Origin of the sequence: Pedobacter boryungensis (genome assembly GCF_013204825.1) — a bacterium.
In the GTDB taxonomy this organism is placed as follows: Bacteria; Bacteroidota; Bacteroidia; order Sphingobacteriales; family Sphingobacteriaceae; genus Pedobacter; species Pedobacter boryungensis.
This window is the reverse complement of the sequence record NZ_JABMKV010000001.1, coordinates 1-16,725: the sequence shown is the minus strand read 5'-3', so window position 1 is coordinate 16,725 and position 16,725 is coordinate 1. Positions and strand designations below refer to the sequence as shown.

13 protein-coding genes are annotated in these 16,725 nt (G+C 38.2%); 2 read left to right on the top strand and 11 right to left on the bottom strand.

Features of this window, described 5'->3' with window-relative positions:
- Window positions 1-3: 3 nt before the first annotated feature.
- Both HQN85_RS00065 and HQN85_RS00060 read left to right on the top strand, forming a co-directional pair.
- Window positions 4-1,341 carry an MFS transporter gene (locus tag HQN85_RS00065; protein ID WP_173268304.1) on the top strand — a complete coding sequence of 446 codons (1,338 nt, stop codon included), beginning with the start codon at window positions 4-6 and terminating at the stop codon, window positions 1,339-1,341.
- A 337-nt stretch (window positions 1,342-1,678) separates the two neighbouring features.
- The gene (locus tag HQN85_RS00060; protein ID WP_173270162.1) at window positions 1,679-3,037 is read left to right on the top strand and encodes a DEAD/DEAH box helicase; all 1,359 of its coding nucleotides are present in this window, start codon (window positions 1,679-1,681) and stop codon (window positions 3,035-3,037) included.
- 111 nt (window positions 3,038-3,148) lie between these two features.
- On the opposite strand, the gene HQN85_RS00055 is transcribed toward HQN85_RS00060, so the two are convergent.
- From HQN85_RS00055 to HQN85_RS00005, 11 genes are all read right to left on the bottom strand, one after another.
- Entirely contained in the window at window positions 3,149-4,387 is a 1,239-nt protein-coding gene (locus HQN85_RS00055; RefSeq protein ID WP_173268303.1) for an SAM-dependent methyltransferase, read from the bottom strand.
- Between the two features lie 8 nt (window positions 4,388-4,395).
- The gene (locus HQN85_RS00050) at window positions 4,396-5,202 is read right to left on the bottom strand and encodes a DUF1365 domain-containing protein (RefSeq protein ID WP_173268302.1); all 807 of its coding nucleotides are present in this window, start codon (window positions 5,200-5,202) and stop codon (window positions 4,396-4,398) included.
- A gap of 92 nt (window positions 5,203-5,294) precedes the next feature.
- The gene (locus HQN85_RS00045; protein ID WP_173268301.1) at window positions 5,295-6,539 is read right to left on the bottom strand and encodes an NAD(P)/FAD-dependent oxidoreductase; all 1,245 of its coding nucleotides are present in this window, start codon (window positions 6,537-6,539) and stop codon (window positions 5,295-5,297) included.
- A 2-nt stretch (window positions 6,540-6,541) separates the two neighbouring features.
- Complete coding sequence (locus tag HQN85_RS00040; RefSeq protein WP_173268300.1) at window positions 6,542-7,570, bottom strand: SAM-dependent methyltransferase; 1,029 nt, start codon at window positions 7,568-7,570, stop codon at window positions 6,542-6,544.
- Window positions 7,571-7,643: 73 nt separating this feature from the next.
- The gene (locus tag HQN85_RS00035; protein WP_173268299.1) at window positions 7,644-8,438 is read right to left on the bottom strand and encodes a DUF1295 domain-containing protein; all 795 of its coding nucleotides are present in this window, start codon (window positions 8,436-8,438) and stop codon (window positions 7,644-7,646) included.
- A gap of 42 nt (window positions 8,439-8,480) precedes the next feature.
- Complete coding sequence (locus HQN85_RS00030; protein WP_173268298.1) at window positions 8,481-8,810, bottom strand: DUF1475 family protein; 330 nt, start codon at window positions 8,808-8,810, stop codon at window positions 8,481-8,483.
- 96 nt (window positions 8,811-8,906) lie between these two features.
- Complete coding sequence (locus tag HQN85_RS00025) at window positions 8,907-9,635, bottom strand: acyl-CoA desaturase (protein ID WP_173268297.1); 729 nt, start codon at window positions 9,633-9,635, stop codon at window positions 8,907-8,909.
- A 61-nt stretch (window positions 9,636-9,696) separates the two neighbouring features.
- Window positions 9,697-10,194 carry a cupin domain-containing protein gene (locus HQN85_RS00020; RefSeq protein ID WP_173268296.1) on the bottom strand — a complete coding sequence of 166 codons (498 nt, stop codon included), beginning with the start codon at window positions 10,192-10,194 and terminating at the stop codon, window positions 9,697-9,699.
- A gap of 84 nt (window positions 10,195-10,278) precedes the next feature.
- Entirely contained in the window at window positions 10,279-10,830 is a 552-nt protein-coding gene (locus HQN85_RS00015; protein ID WP_173268295.1) for a hypothetical protein, read from the bottom strand.
- A 165-nt stretch (window positions 10,831-10,995) separates the two neighbouring features.
- Window positions 10,996-11,928, bottom strand: a complete 933-nt coding sequence (locus HQN85_RS00010) for a PorP/SprF family type IX secretion system membrane protein (RefSeq protein WP_216847198.1) — start codon at window positions 11,926-11,928, stop codon at window positions 10,996-10,998.
- A 73-nt stretch (window positions 11,929-12,001) separates the two neighbouring features.
- Window positions 12,002-16,678, bottom strand: coding sequence for an MBG domain-containing protein (locus tag HQN85_RS00005; protein ID WP_216847197.1), 4,677 nt, complete (start codon window positions 16,676-16,678; stop codon window positions 12,002-12,004).
- Between the last annotated feature and the right edge of the window lie 47 nt (window positions 16,679-16,725).

Here is a 16,725-nt window from a genome sequence, read left to right as displayed (position 1 = left end):
TAAATGCCGATAAAAACTCTACCTTTTAAAAAACAAGTAATTTATGCATCAGGAATGATGGGCTGGAGCATTATGACCAATCTTATCATTGTAATGCTACCCTATTTTTATTTGCCACCAACTAATTCTGGTTTGTCACCTTTGGTACCGCAACTTTTAGTTTTTGGCGCTTTTAATATTTTATCATTAATTGCTGCATCAGGCCGATTATTTGATGCTGCTTACGATCCTTTCATTGCGTCAATAAGTGATAGTAGTAAGAACCCAAAAGGCAGACGGTTTCCTATAATGCGTTGGGCAATTTTACCTGCTGTCGTTTGTTGTGGTTTGGTTTTTACTCCATTGGTAAAAGGAGAAAGCATAAGCAATGCATGGTGGCTAACGCTAATTTTAGCAGGGTTTTTCGTTTCTGTAACAACTTACATCATTCCTTATAATGCGTTATTGGCGGAGTTAACGCACACACCTGAAGAAAAAGTAAAGCTATCTACTTTTCAACAAGTTGGTTTTGTCTTAGGAATGATTTTAGGAGCACTTTGCAATAATTTTGCTGATTTAATTCAAACCGTATTTCAGGTAACAGAAAGATTTGAAGCATTACAATATACCATTTGGGGCTTAAGTATTTTCTCTGGAATAGTAATGACTTTACCTATTATTTTTATCAAGGAAAAAGAATATGTACAAAGTAAACCAACGCATATTCCCTTATTGCCTGCTATTAAGAATACATTCAGAAATAGCAATTTCAAATATTATTTGATCTCAGATTTCACCTATTATACCGCTTTGAGTTTAATGAGTAGTGGATTGTTATTTTTTGTGACAGTATTACTTGGCTTACCCGATTCAGATGGTGGTAAATTTATGGGTCTAATGGTAATTTTATCATTGGTTTTTTATCCATTTATCAATTATGGATCTAAGAAATTTGGAAAAAAAACACTAGTTTTATTAGCATTTGGTGTTTTAAGCCTAATCTTTGTAACCATTTTCTTTTTAGGGAAACTGCCTTTTACCCCTACTAATCAGATGTATTTATTGGTGATCTGTGCATCTTTTCCTTTAGCTGCATTAGGCATATTACCAAACGCAATCTTGGCCGATATTGCTCAAAAAGATACATTAGAAACTGGCGAGAACCATGAAGGAATGTTCTTCGCAGTTAAATATCTCTTTGTAAAATTGGGTCAAACAATTGGTATTGCAATTTTTGCGATGTTAACTATTTATGGTAAAGATCCAGGAAATGATTATGGATTAAGGCTAAATGGTGTAGTTGGTTTTGCACTTTGTATTTTGGCACTTTTGTTCTTTACACGATTTAAGGAAAGAAATTAATGTTTTACCCTTACACTACCTAGTTTCTTTACTGACTTTTCGGTCTTTCGAACTGTCTTTCGTTCTTAAACCTGATTGCCGCGAAAATCCTTTTTTGTAATGCTGAGCTTGTTGAAGCACAAAAAAGATTGCAGCAAAAAGCAGGGATACATCTCACCAAAAAGTGCTAGCTTTCATTTCAAAAAATCAACAAGTTAGGCATATTACAATAAAGTAATTAATTTCCGTACCTTTGCAGCGAAGCAGAATTTCTTTATCATTTAAAGCAACTCGCAAGTTAGTCCTTCCAGCAATGATTGCTCTAGCTTCTTCGATATTTACATTTAAAAATTATACTTTGTTATTTTCAGAATTAAACCTCATAGCCCCTATTTTAAAGGCGCTTGAAACCGAAGGTTATACACAACCTACACCTATACAGGAGCAATCTATACCTTCTATTTTACAAAAACGCGATTTATTAGGTTGCGCTCAAACTGGTACAGGAAAAACTGCCGCATTCGCTATACCGATGTTGCAATTATTAGATAAACCACACTCAAACATTAAAGGTCCAAAGCCAATTAGAGCTTTGATTTTAACACCAACTAGAGAACTAGCTATCCAAATTGAAGAAAGTTTTAAGGCCTATGGCAGAAATTTGTCATTAAAACACTTGGTAATTTTTGGTGGTGTTGGACAAAAAGCACAAACTGATGCTTTACACCGTGGAGTTGATATTTTAGTGGCAACGCCTGGTCGTTTATTAGATTTAATGAATCAAGGTTTTATAAACTTGCGTGATATCGAGATTTTCGTATTGGATGAGGCTGACCGTATGTTAGATATGGGGTTCATCCACGACGTGAAAAAAGTGATTGCTAAGTTACCTGCAAAAAGACAGACTTTGTTTTTCTCGGCCACAATGCCAACTGAGATTCAGAAATTATCGAGCACTATTTTAACCAACCCAGTTAAAGTTGAGGTCACGCCTGTTTCTTCTACAGCAGAAAAAATACAGCAAGCAGTTTATTTTGTTGAGAGAAATGACAAAAGAAGTTTGTTGGCTCATTTGTTAAAAGACAAAGCGATTGAAACCGTTTTGGTATTTACGCGTACTAAACATGGGGCAGATAAAGTTGTAAAAGATTTATTAAAAATTAATATTAAAGCTGAAGCCATTCACGGCAATAAATCTCAAAATGCCCGTCAAAGAGCACTAACAAACTTTAAGGCCCGTACTACTCGTGTTTTAGTGGCAACAGATATTGCCGCTCGTGGTATTGATGTTGATGAATTGGCACACGTAATTAACTATGAATTACCAAACATTCCTGAAACTTATGTGCATAGAATTGGTAGAACCGGAAGAGCTGGCTTAAGTGGTGTTGCGTATTCATTTTGCGATGGGGAAGAGAAAGAATTTTTAGACGATATTGAGAAATTAATTGGCATAAAAGTTCCTGTAAATGAAGATCATCCGTATGCAATGAGCTGGCAAAGTTTAATGAGCGCAGCAGCTGCAGCTAAAAGTGGTGGGAAGAAGAAAGGTAATCAACTTGAGCCTCGTGAACGTGAGCCCAACTTAAGTGGAGCAAAAAAGAAACCGCATTCAGGTGGTGCTAGAAAACCAAACCATACAGGTAGTACTGCAGGCGCAAATGCTGGTGGAGGAAATAGAAGGTTTAGTGGCGGCAGAAATAGAAGAAGGGATTAATTAATTGTCACGTTGAGCTTGTCGAAATGTATTCAGTAATATTCTTCGACAAGCTCAGAATGACACATTTTGTATAAAAATGGTTCGCTAAAAAGCGAACCTTTTTATTTTTCATCGTTCCGTATTATTCGGTCTAGTGTAAACCATTTGCATAACATTGATATTCCTCATTTCAAATGCTGCCTCGCAATAGTTCAAGTAATAATTCCATTTGCGGATAAAACGTTCATCGAAACCTAACGCTTTTACCTCATTTAGTTTGTGGTTAAATTCTATAAACCACAATTTCAAAGTTCGGGCATAATCTAAACCTAAGTCTTTTAAATCAACTAATGTTAAATCACTAGTGCTGTTAATCGCTTTATTAATTACTGCAACTGAAGGCAATAAAGAACCTGGGAAAATATGTTTTTGTATCCAATCTACACCTCGGCGTAAACTATCGTACCTACTATCTGGGCTTGTAATTACTTGAAAAGCTAAAATCCCGTTTGGTTTTAAAACTTCAGCACATTTAGCAAAATAAGTTTCTAAATAATTATGACCAACTGCCTCTAACATTTCTACAGAAACGATTTTATCGAATTGTCCTTCAATGTTTCTGTAGTCTTTAATAACAATTTCTATCTGATCTGATAATCCAGCTGCCGCTACTCTTTCTTGTCCAAGCTTTTGCTGTTCTTTAGAAATGGTTACTGTTGTTACTTTACAGCCATAGTTTTTTGCCATAAAAATAGCATTTGCCCCCCATCCACTGCCAATTTCTAAAACGTGGTCGCTCGCTTTTAGTTGCAGTTGCTCGCAAAGACGACGATATTTTTCATCCTGTGCTTCGGCTAAGGTTAATTCTGGTGTCTTAAAATAAGCAGCAGAATACGTCATGGATGGATCTAAGAAAGTGGCAAAGAAATCATTATTCAAATCATAGTGTTCAGCTATGTTTTTCTGAGAACCTGTAATGCTATTTGAGCGATTATTATGATAAATTCGATTAAACCATTTAAACAAATTTAAACCCAAAGCTTTTACCTTACTTCCAGAAACTGATGGGGCATTTTCGATATTTAAGATAATCCATTTGATTAAGTTGGTAATATTATCAGTATCCCAAAGCCCATTTACATATGCTTCTCCAAAACCAATGTCCCCATACAAAACCACACATTTAAAAAACCTTAAATCTTTAACTTCTAAATTGGCTTTTATAGATGCATTAACATTACCAATTTCTATACTCTCTCCATTAGGAAGTTTTAGATTTAGAAAACCTTTGTTCATTTTACTGAGTGCAGAAACAACTGCAATTTCATAAAAACCTGATTTATATTTTATAAGTGAAATTGATGACATTGATAATCTTAGTTGGTTTTATAAGGTTTATATACGTCTTTTTGTAAATCTTGGTTTGCCGCTTTTGGATGATATTTTATGCGCTTAATCCATAGCTTAAATGCTTGCCAATGAATTAAGCCCATTACACGTAAAGGTATCATAGGAATAGAAAAGAAATAACGCAACATGCTTGCATTCGTTAACTTCTTTTTTTCACCTATCAAAGTACTAATAAAAAATCGATTTCCTTGTTTATCATAATCATCAATCTTGATATTCAATTTTTGAGAAGGAATAGTGAGATTGAAATCAAAAAAATCATCTAAATCTATAAAAGGAGAAACGTAAAAATGTTTTTTTGTTCTTTGTTTAAACGTATCAACCTCTAATTGATCCTTTCCAAAAAAGAACATTTTCATTTCGTTATAGGTATTACTTATTTCTGCTACTGCACAAAGTGGGTTATTGTTTTCGTCAAAACAGAAATAAAAAGAAACAGGGTTGAAATTATAACCTAGTACGGACAAGTTAGTCAACAACATAATTTTTCCTTTACCAATCTCCACATTGTGGGATTTTAGATAAGTTGTAATTTGTTGTTTTACAGTTTTATTTCGATCTGGGTTTTGTATTGGAAGTTGTAAATGGTCTTTATCTCGAAAATTGAACAAATTAAATCGGTTACAATTAAACCAGCGAAGTTTTTGATTTAAAATCTCTAGTTCATCTAAATCTATGTAAAACATAAATACATTGTACCAAAAGCTGTGCTTCTTAGGCGCTAACCTATGATGCATCACTTTAGCTGCATATATAGACGAGTTGAAATTCATTTTAAACTAATCTTGTCATTCTGAGTGCAATGAAGAAGCTCTTTTAAAAAGCACTAAAAATGAGATTTTTCGCAAGTTAGGACAACAAATTTTTATAACATTTTACATAGTTCCACAGCACTTTTATACGCATCTTCATGAAAACCATACTTAAAATAACTGCCACAATAATAAATAGGACCAGTTTCATTGAGTTTGTAAAGCTCTTCTTGCGCTATCATTACTGGCACATCAAATAAAGGATGTTCATATGCAATTTCTTTAATTATTTTACTTCTGTCAAGCGTAGTTGATGGGTTAATCGAGACAAAATAATCAACGTTTTCAGATACACCCTGCAATTTATTCATCCAATATATAGTACTCGGCACTAAAACATTACCTTGCTTTTCTACCCTATAATTCCAACTACTCCATGCTAGTTTTTTCTTAGGCATCTGCGATTTATCGGTATGTAAAACTGCAATATTCGGCTGATATTTAAATTTAGACAGCAATCGCTCCTCGTCTTCCGTTTTACGATTTACAATTTGATAAGTTTGATCAGCATGACTTGCCATAATTACTTTATCAAATTCTAGGTTTTCACCTTTTGCCGTAGTGACTAAAACCTTTCCACTCTCTAAACGCTCAACACTCGTTATTTTAGTATTTATTCTAATGTTATTTCTAAAAGGTTCAATCAATTTTTCTCGGTAAGCTTGACTTCCATTATGTAATGTAAACCACTGGTGTTGTGTATTTAATCCTAAAAATCCATGATTTTTAAAAAACCTAATTAGTGAAACAGCCGGAAAATCTAAAATCTGTTCCATTGGTGTAGACCAAACCGCGGAACTCATCGGAATCAGATATTTGCGAACCATATCTTCACCATAACCAAATTCTTTTACATATTGGCCTAAAGAATAATTAGCATATGTTGGATTATCTAAAATTGCCACACTTTCTTTGTTGAAGCGGTTAATCTGCATCAGCATTTTTAAGAAAGAAGGATTAAGAACATTTCGTTTTTGCGCAAAAAGATGCTTTATACTTGAGCCAGAATATTCTAATCCACTAGGTAAATACTGAACACCAAAGGACATATCAGTTTTTTTTACTGGTGCATTAATTTCCTTAAACAGTTCGCACAAATTCGGATAGGTTTCATAATTGAAAACCATAAATCCAGTATCAATAAAAACTTCTTTCTCGCCTTCCTTTACTGTAACAGTATTGGTGTGACCACCAATATAATTGAGTTCTTCAAAAAGTGTGAGGTCGTATTTTTTATGAAGAAAATGTCCACAACCCATGCCCGCTATACCAGTACCAATTATTGCTAGTTTCTGCATTTTTATTTCTTCTCAAATAAATAGTGACAAACCATCCACTCGTTACCCTTATTGTAATTAAATAATTCTGCGCAAGCCATATAAAATAAACGCCAATACACCCACCACTTTACAGCTTGATTTTTACCATACGTATTTTGTAAAATTGGCATAATCTCCTTTTTATGCTTGTCCATATTGCTTAACCAAGCTTCAGAAGTTTTGCCATAATTTGTACCATTCACTACCCAATGTTCGGTAATTTTCAGATCATCATTAAAGTAAAAAAACAAATGGTTGGATGGCATTATTCCACCCGTAAAAAAGTATTTACTCATCCAATCACTTTCGTCAATAACCTCATACTTATAAGCCAAGGTTTTATGTGTAAAAATATGGACGAATAATTTACCATCAGGTTTTAAAAAGGATGACACTTTTTCAAGCAATAACTTATAATTACGCATGTGTTCAAACATCTCTACAGAAACCACTCGGTCAAAACTATCTGCAATGGTAAACGTGTTCATATCAGCGGTAAGCACCGTTAAATTCTGAATATCTCTTTGTTTAGCCACTTCATCAATAAAAATTTTCTGTGTCGATGAATTTGAAACCACTGTAAATTTGCTTTCTGGAAATTTTGCCGACATATACAATGACAATGAGCCCCAACCACAACCCAATTCAAGTACATTTTGTCCGCTCTGTAAATCAGCTCTTATACAAGTTAAAGCCAACATATCTTCTTCTGAAGTATCAATATTTTTAACACCTGGATTCCAATAACCACTACTATATTTTAGGTTTTTACCTAAGCAATATTGAAAAAATTCAGTTGGTAATTCATAGTGTTGTTCATTGGCATCTGTTGTATTAACTGCAATTGGTGATGACTTTAATTCATTAATCAAATTCATAAACTTGCGTTGCTGCAATTCTTCATCACCTATCGTTTCATCTGCTAAACGTTGTTTTAAAAGTTTTCTAATTCCTGCTCGCAAAACAGCATCGGGCAATTTATCTTTTTCTATCAATTTATCGTACCACATATTTAATTATGAGTTGTGAGTTCCAGTTATGTCTACTAGTTCATGTAAGACCTAACATATTAACTCTTAGATTTTAACCTTTCTTCCACCAAGGAAAAAAAGCACTAGTTGTTTGTTGGTATTTTTTATATGCTACTGGTTTACTTCGTAAATTCTGTTCCTCGTTGTTAGGTACGCCAGTCACTTTTAATAGTAAATATAAAATGATTGCAGGGCTGATGATTGCTAAAATACCCAAAGGAGATGCTAATGCAAAGATGAAGTAGGCCATCCATGCCAACCATTCGAAGAAATAATTAGGATGTCGACTATAATACCAAAACCCAGTTTCGCAAACCTTTCCTTTATTTTTTACATCTTTTTTAAATGCAGCTAGTTGGTTGTCGGCTATCATTTCTCCAATAAAAGCAATAATCCATATACCCAAACCAATGTATTCTAAAATCGAAATTTCTGTTGATGGATTTGCAGTGATGATAAAAAATGGAAGAGCTAATATCACATTTGAGATGGCTTGGAACTGAAAGAAAAAGAAAAAATTCCGATCAGCTTTATCACCCCATTCCTTGCGCAATTGTTCATATCTACCTTCTTCTTCATTTAAATGCCCAATTACACGTTTCCACAAGTGAATTCCTAAGCGTAATTCAGCGATTAAAAACATACCGCAGATTAACAATTTTCGCGATTCAGATCCTTCTGCAAGAAAAAAAGTTATGGTAGTGATAACTGGAAAATTGAGAGCCCAAAACACATCTACAACACCAGCATTTTTTATTTTTTTTGCCCACAACCACACTAAAAACATAATGGTGCAACAAGCGAGGAGAGAGAGGAGTGCGATAAAAAGTAGATGTTTGTAATCCATTCTTTTAAATATATGTTTTTAGAACTAGGAATGAATTTTTATTTATTTACTTCCTATTAATTCTTTAATGCCATCTGTTTCTTTTAGTTTAAATAATTTAATCAAAACATAAGCACAAGTAGCAATACTACCTAAACATACGAATAAAATTACCCAAACGATTTTAAGGAAGATAGATTTTTCCTTGTAAAACATCCACAGTGTGATAATGAATATATTGACATAGAAATCCCATAAAGTTGCTCTCATCCAAGGAATCGAGCCCAAAAAATCCCATTCTTTAATTAATGAACTTTCTAAACTGGTGCTTACAACGATATACGTAATCCAAATTAAAAGTGCAGAAAAAATAAGCTTTAAAAATGTAATCATATGTGCAATAACGAAAAAAGTAGAGCTCAGGTTTTTTTATAAATAAAAAAGGTTGGCACGAATACCAACCTTCTTGTTTTTATATGATGAATATAATTAGATTTTTCTAATCCTTATAATCCTCATCCAGTGCAAAACTTTCATCATAGGATAAGTTGGATCGAATTCCCACCATCTCGTAGCAAAATTCGGACTATTTGGTTTTTTATGGTGATTGTTTTGAAACAATTCGCCCATTAATAAGAAATCCCAAGGCAATGAATTTTTACTATGATCTTCATTATCATGATTTGAATAGCCATACTTATGTCCGCACCAATTTACAATAGCACCATGTAAGGGACCCATTAAAAAATGAATTGGCAATAAAATAAACATCCACCAATGCGCTGCAAAAGTGATATAAAACCAAATATAGAACAAGCCACAGGCTATTCTCCATACCCAAGAATTTCCAATTTTATCAACCAATGGCCATTCAGGATAATTGCCTCTAAAAGCTGGTTCGGGTTCTATTTTATATTGTAGATAATTCATGTACATGTTTTTTGTAGCAATCATCATCCCAAACACATCTTTAAAAAAGTGCGGAGAATGTGGATCCTTTTCAGTATCGCTGTAAGCATGATGCATTCGGTGTAAAATAGCATATGCTCTTGGATTTAAAAACGAAGAACCCTGAGAAATTAATAAAATGAGATAGAAAAAACGTTCCCAAAATAACTCCATTTTAAACATCTTATGTGATGAGTAACGGTGTAGAAAAAAAGTTTGGCTAAAAAGAGATAAAAACCAGTGAGCCAAAAAGAAAAATAAAATAATCATGAAGTAGAGTGTAATATAATAAACGAGTTTAAGTATAGTTTAGTTTTAGGGGCACTAAAAACTATCTTCCAAAATCGTCTTGAACACGAACAATATCACTCTCATCCGATGGATTTGAAGCGTCTGTATGTTGCCAAATCTCTGCCACAACTCCCCAATCTTCTAACCCAATTAAACGGTGGCGCTCACCTTGTTGTAATTTAATCTGATCTTTAGGGTTGTATTTTTTCAATTCGCCTTCTACATCAGTATCACTTATTTTAATACCAACTGTACCACTAACTACTTGCCATATTTCTGCTCTGCGGTGGTGGTATTGCCAAGATAAACGTGTGCCAGGCGCAACAATTAGCACTTTCGGACTTAATTTACCTCCAATTTTTAAGCTATTTACATCTAAACCATCAAAATAAGTATCTGCAAATTGTTGTGCTTGGGCTTCATCTATTACAAAAAAACCACCCCAAGGACGGGTTTCATCACGATTAACAACATTAAAACCTTCAATTTGTAAACGTTGAGCAACGGTATCGAATATATCTTTCTTCTGAGTTTCCATATTGCCGTAAAAATACGGGTTACAAATTAAAAAAGCCCAATCGGGCTCTTATTTTTTTATTTATACTCCTAAAAAGAGGATTTATTATTTAATATCATTCACTAGAATATCAATTGGCAAACCTGCAGTTTGTACAATAAATGGTAAGTTCGGATTATTCAAAATCCAAAGTTGTACCTTATTATCTTCACTTATTACTTGCACAACGTCTGCCTCTTTACCACCAAATTTCATAGGCGTAGAATCTGATGCCTTAACTTTAAATTTCATTCCGTTATACGTGAAACCTTTTGTATCTGTTAAAGTTTTAAATGCAGCTTTCGAAATCAGACTATAGGTTTCAATATCCGACAATTTGGTAGCACCTGTTCCAGGCTGACCAACAAACAAAGCTGTTCCATTTTGCATTCCCTTTTCACTAATTTCAAAAGTACCATCTCCATAGCCATCAACAGACCAAGCCAGTATTACAGGAGCAGTTAAACTCTTAACTGTCATAATTAATGGAAACTCTTGGCCCTGTACAAAGGCACTTGCAGTCATGGTAGTGCCTACTTTAATTTCAGGTAAAGTTTTTTGTGCTAATAAATTTATGGAGATACCTAGGCACAATAGCGATAAGATAATTTTTTTCATAAAATGAAGATATAAGTTTTTTTCCAGAAGAAAAATATTAATTCATTAATCCCTAGCATGCAACACTGAACATGTAAACGATGATATTCCATAAAACAAGCCTCTATATAAAAACAAAACCCGATCCATTGCTGGACCGGGTTCAACCATTAAAACAACCATTTATTAAAACCTTAGTCCCAGCCCCACCTCAAAGGTACCGTTGGTATAGCTGGTCAGGGCCGCCGTTGGCGAGTTGTAGATCGCATTGAGCTCATATCTTGATTTCATCAATAGACCCAAACCCGCACTCACGCTCTTTGAACTGTGGTAAACCACCATTCCGCGGGTCTTGGTCTCACCACCGCCCAGCGATACTTGTGCACCAACATCGAAGATGTCCGAATGCGAACGGATCCCTCGGTAGGCAAGCTTGGGCTCCACGTTGTAGCCATAATCCTCCTCGTCCTCGAATATCTTGTAGCTCACCGATGCATAATAAGTGCCCACATCCGCACTTTCCCGCTTGCTTCTATTCAGAAACGAGTTCAGGTTGGGTACTGAGGCCTGGGCATTCCATTGTTTGTTGGTATAGGCGATACCGAAGTCACCATCGATATACGTAGGCTTGTTGTTGAAGTTGCTGATTCCGGGATCCGAGATGTCACCATTCAGTGCCGCATCGTCTATGCGCTCGTTCATAAAGCCCACAGAAAGGCCAAAGCTCAGGGTTTCCGACACCCCGTTCAGCGGAAGGTGGTAGGCAAAGGTACCCACTACGCGTGTCCTTGACAAAAGGCCAGCCTTGTCGTTATAGGCATTCACACCAACCGAACTCTTCTTATCTGGCAAGGCAAACTCGCCGGTAAGGGCATAGTTCACTGGTGCACCGGGAACCGAGCTCCACTGGTTGCGGTAGTGCAAATTAAGCTTGATCCCGCCATCTGTCCCTGCCATGGCAGGATTTGACAGGTACTGATTTTGGTAGAACGAGGCACCCATGGGGTTAAGCTGTGCCTTTACTGGAGCTGTGCCCATTGCCGCCAGCAACAGCGTGCTGCATATCAATTGGATTGGTCTTTTGCCGAAAGTATGTGTTTTCATTGAATATAATTTCATTTTTATGTTGGTTTTGGCCACTGCCCATCTGAACAGTGGCTGTTATATGATTATGCTTGTTTATTTTCCTTAGCTAGTTGATAATAGTGATAAAGCCCCTAATCCTGCCAAATGATTTACCGAAGTCCACGATATAGTAATAAGTATTGTCCGAAAGGGGCTTGCCGTTATAGGTACCGTCAAAATCATTCTGGTAGTGTGTGCTCTGGTAGACCACACGTCCCTCCCTGTCCACAATCGTTAACTTGGCATCAGGGTACTGGTCCAGCCCCTTAATCACCAACTTATCATTCTTGCCATCCCCGTTCGGCGTCAGGATGTTGTTGGCATCTAGCTTGAAGTTAGCTGCCGATTTCAGTCCGATGCTCAGTGTCGATGGCACAAACGTTATCATATAGTTGCTGCCAGCACTTAGGGTTCCCTTTCCGATAGCATAAGTGCCCAGGCTTTCACCAGGAGCCCTGTCAAGGCTTCCCGAAAAGCTATCGCTTCCCACAAGGATTGGAGAATAGGTATAAGTCAGTACAGGGTCCGCATCACCGATGAATTTGCTCATAGGGTCTGCCTTCACCGTAATGGCCGCTGTCGTAATGGTCAGGTTGGCTGGAACTAGCGCAATGCTGTAGTTTGCTCCTGCCGTTAAGCTGCCCAAACCGATGGCATAGGCACCAACATTTTCTCCAGGTGCCCTGATCAGGGTCCCGCTGATCGCATCGCCCGCCAGTAAGGTACCAGAAGTCAGTACATAGGTAAATGTAGGGTCGTTGGTACCGTAAACCTTGGTCTTTGCATCAGCACTTAGCTGAAGCGGTGCCTGTTTGATGATTAGTAGCTGGCCTGCTTGCACTGCTGCCGTATAGTTCCCATTTCCAGACTGATCTGCATAGATGGTCACCGTACCGGCCTTCAGGATATGTACCTTGCCGTTCACGATCGTGGCCACACTGTTATCGCTGCTGCTATAGCTTACCGGCAGGCCTGAACTTGCCGTTGCCCCCGCATCGAAATCTGCATCGCCATAGGTCTTAACTGGCAAAGCATTAAAGCTAATACTCTGTACATTCTGTACAGGCGCTGCTGTAATTACAAACTGTGCACCTGTATAGTTGATCTTATAATCGCTGCCTAAGCTTAATGTATATTGGTCAATGGCATAGGAGCCTACATTCTCTCCGGCCACACGAGATAAACTGCCGCTGAATCCATCACCAGGAACCAGGCTCGGAGAATAGCTATAGGTCAGTGCCGGGTCTTGTGCATTTACCACCTTGCTCTGTGCATCAGCAACAACATCGATCTGTTTCTGGGCAATGGTTAGCACACGTGATACCTGCCCTGCGGCGTTGTAAAAATTATCCCCTGACTGGTCTGCGGATATGGTAACCGTACCTACATGCAGGATATGTACCGTACTGCCTGTTACCGTTGCAACGCTGTTATCGCTGATGGTATAGGTAACCGATTGACCTGAACCTGCCGTAGCCGTCAGGTCAAAGTCTGCATCGCCATAGATCTTATCGGCCAGTGGTCCAAAGGTAATCGTCTGGTCTATCTTGAGTGCCTGTCCAGGCTGTGGTGTACCGCTTACCTCATTCGAATAAGCGCTCACGGTTCCGTCTGTAAGCTTGGCTACGATACGGTAATGGTAGGTTGTTCCGTTGGTCAGGTTCATATCCGTATAGCTCTGCGTACCTGCAGAGACATTGGTGAGCAGCGTGGTCGGGTTTGCCGAGGTGCCACCATAAACATCATAGCCCGCAAGGTTGAGTTCAGGGTTGGCTATCCAGGTCAGCTTTACCAGTGCATCGCCCGGATTGGCACTCAGACCTTGTGGTATAGAGACCGTCTGGCCAGCTGCAGGGGTAATGGTAAAGTCGTCCTCTATAAAGGTCAGCTCATAGTCTCCATTGGAAACAACCGTGCCCTGATGGATCTTATAGATACCAGGTAGCTCTCCTACTTCACGCTGAGGCGTGCCCTTGAATACGTTTGTCGCCAGATCACCGTTGTAAAACTGGCCCTGGGCTACATAATAGCTCAGTACAGGATCTGCACCACTACCGGCAACCTTGCCCGTTGCAGTAGCCTGCACCGTGATCGGTCTTGGCAGGATGTCCAACACCTGTGAAACCTGTCCTGCTTCATTATAGGTTGCATCCCCACCCTGATCGGCATAGATCGTAGCCTTGCCCGCATGCAATATCTCTACATGGTTTTTGTTGGTGATCACTACCGCAGGGCTAGGGCTTGTATAGGTAATGTCCAGTCCCTGGTCGCTCTTGGCCGGCAAATCAAAGCCTGCATCTCCGTACATTACATCGGAAAGTGGTGCAAAGGTGATCGTCTGGTCCAGCTTCGGCACCAGACCCGCCTTCGGCGTACCGCTCACCTCGTTCGAATAAGCGCTCTCGTTGCCAGCACCATCCTTTGCCGTGATCCTGTAAAAATAAGTTGTTCCATTGGTCAGGTTGATATCTGTATAGCTCAGCGCACCACCTACAGCAATGCTCGTGAGCAGCGTGGTCGGGTTTGCCGAAGTACCTCCGTAGATCTCATAGCTTGCCAAATCACTCTCGTTATTGACAGCCCAGGTCAGCTTTACCAGCCCATCGCCAGGGTTGGCAACTAGACCAATTGGGGCTGCTGGAGCTCCCGCATCGATCGTATACGTATCGCCGGCAAATGGAAGTGCTACATTTAGGGTAAGGGGTTTCAAATTTGTATTTAGTAGTCCTGTAGCGTTAGCCAGATTCAGAGTCAATGTACCATCGCCCCCACTGCCTACATTCACCAATACATACCAAGAATTAACATTCATCGGATCCTTTTGAACATCGACAACGCTAGCACCACTCACTGCACCAGTTGTGGTCAAGCTAAAGTTTGCAGGGGTTAGTCCATTTATATCACCAGAAAAGTTTACCTTATAATCGACCGTAGTCAATGGCGGTATAACCGGGTTTGGCGAGGTAGCAGTAATGCTTACTACCTGTGCGGGAATATCCACACTCAGGATAGCGCCCTTAGCCTGCGTGCCATCTGCTACAGCAGTAGCGACGATGCGATAGTAAAACGTTACTGGATCCCATCCCTTTGTATCTACATAACTGTCTACAAAACCGCTACCAGCTTTAACAGTAGCATTGGAAGTGGCATTTAGTGTCCCACCGCCTGACATATCGGGTGATGAAGAAAACTCAAAAGCAACATTAACATCTCCTGTATTGGCTCTTACTTTCCCGTTTAACCTTGCCCCATCCGCAACAATATTGGTTGCCGGCAAAGTTTGTATATCGATTGGAACAATCTGGTCATTTAGTTTAATGTTTAACTCTCCCTTACCGTTGTAAAGCGAGATAAAATCTAGTTTACCATCCGCATCTACATCTTCTAATGCATTAAATCTGGTATTGCTCGTACTTGCACTATAAGCTTGGGTAAAGGAATTACCAGAAGCATTTTTAAATATAAAATGGTTGCCAAAGTTATTTCCTCCTACAGCAAGTTCAACTTTACCATCGCCATCCACATCACCTGCAGAAAGACCGATATTACCTGAAGGATTATTGGTATTGGTTTTAACCTCAGGCCCAAAAGTTAAGTCGCCGTTGCCGAATTTCACTATTAAACCATTTACTGAAGCATCAGAGTATATCAAATCTAGATTACCATCATTATTAGAATCACTTGCTAACAGAGAAGTAATAAGTGGAGTTGTTACTGCAGGTGTAGTGACAGAAAAGCCAATTAGACCGTTAGCCGAAGTATTTTTTAATACATTAATTACATTAGCTACATTACTGGTAGTAGCCAGATCTATTTTTCCATCCTTATCAAAATCGCCAATTGATAAATTGAAGGCACTAGGACTTATTGATACTGAACTCGGTTGATTGAATTTAATTTGTCCTTTAACTGAACTATTTTTAAATACAGATAAAGAGCCAGTTGAATTTTCTGTAGCTACATCAAACTTGCCATCTCCATCAAAATCAGCAATTTCAAGATTTACCGGGTCACCACCGGTAGTTAATGTTGATGATGCAGCGAAGGTAACCTGTGGATTTTTTGAACTAGTAACTGTGGTATTGTGAAATACCTTTAGTGTATTGTCTGTACTGTTTACCACTGCAATATCAGGTAAGCCATCGTTATCTAAATCAGCAATTTTAACGCCTTTCGGACTTGCACCTGTTTTTAGATGTATGGCAGTCTTAAAGGAAACTGCACCTGTAGTACTTTGGTTAATATACACCGTTAAGTCATTATCAGCTTCATTCGCTACCACAAAATCAATAAGACCATCTTTATTTAAGTCTTTAGCTGCTACCGCCCAAGGGTTTTGACCCGTTGCAACACCAACTTCTGGCTTGAAAGTTAATGGACCACTAGAAGTATAGGTAATATCAAATGCTTCGGTAGTACCTGCTGTTAATCCGGAAGCCAAATTTGTTAGAGATACAAAGCTATGATCTGAACCAATAGGTGCTGAAACGATTAACTCATTACTTGAAATCACCTTTTCTACTTTTGCGATTGCCCCACCAAAAAATACCAAGTTTTGGTTTGCAATGGTGTTAAAGCCCTTACCTTTTATGTTTACTTGTGTGCCTATAGGGCCTGAATTCGGTGTAAAAGAAGTTATAGTGGGTATTGGCACAATATTTTTATACACATAAAGTTCACCGTTACTGGCCCGAACACCAACTATATCGGGTCTTTCGTCCCCATCAATATCACCAATGATCAAGTCAGTTTGAGCTGATAATCCCAGATTTTTGGGTTTAGATAATTTTA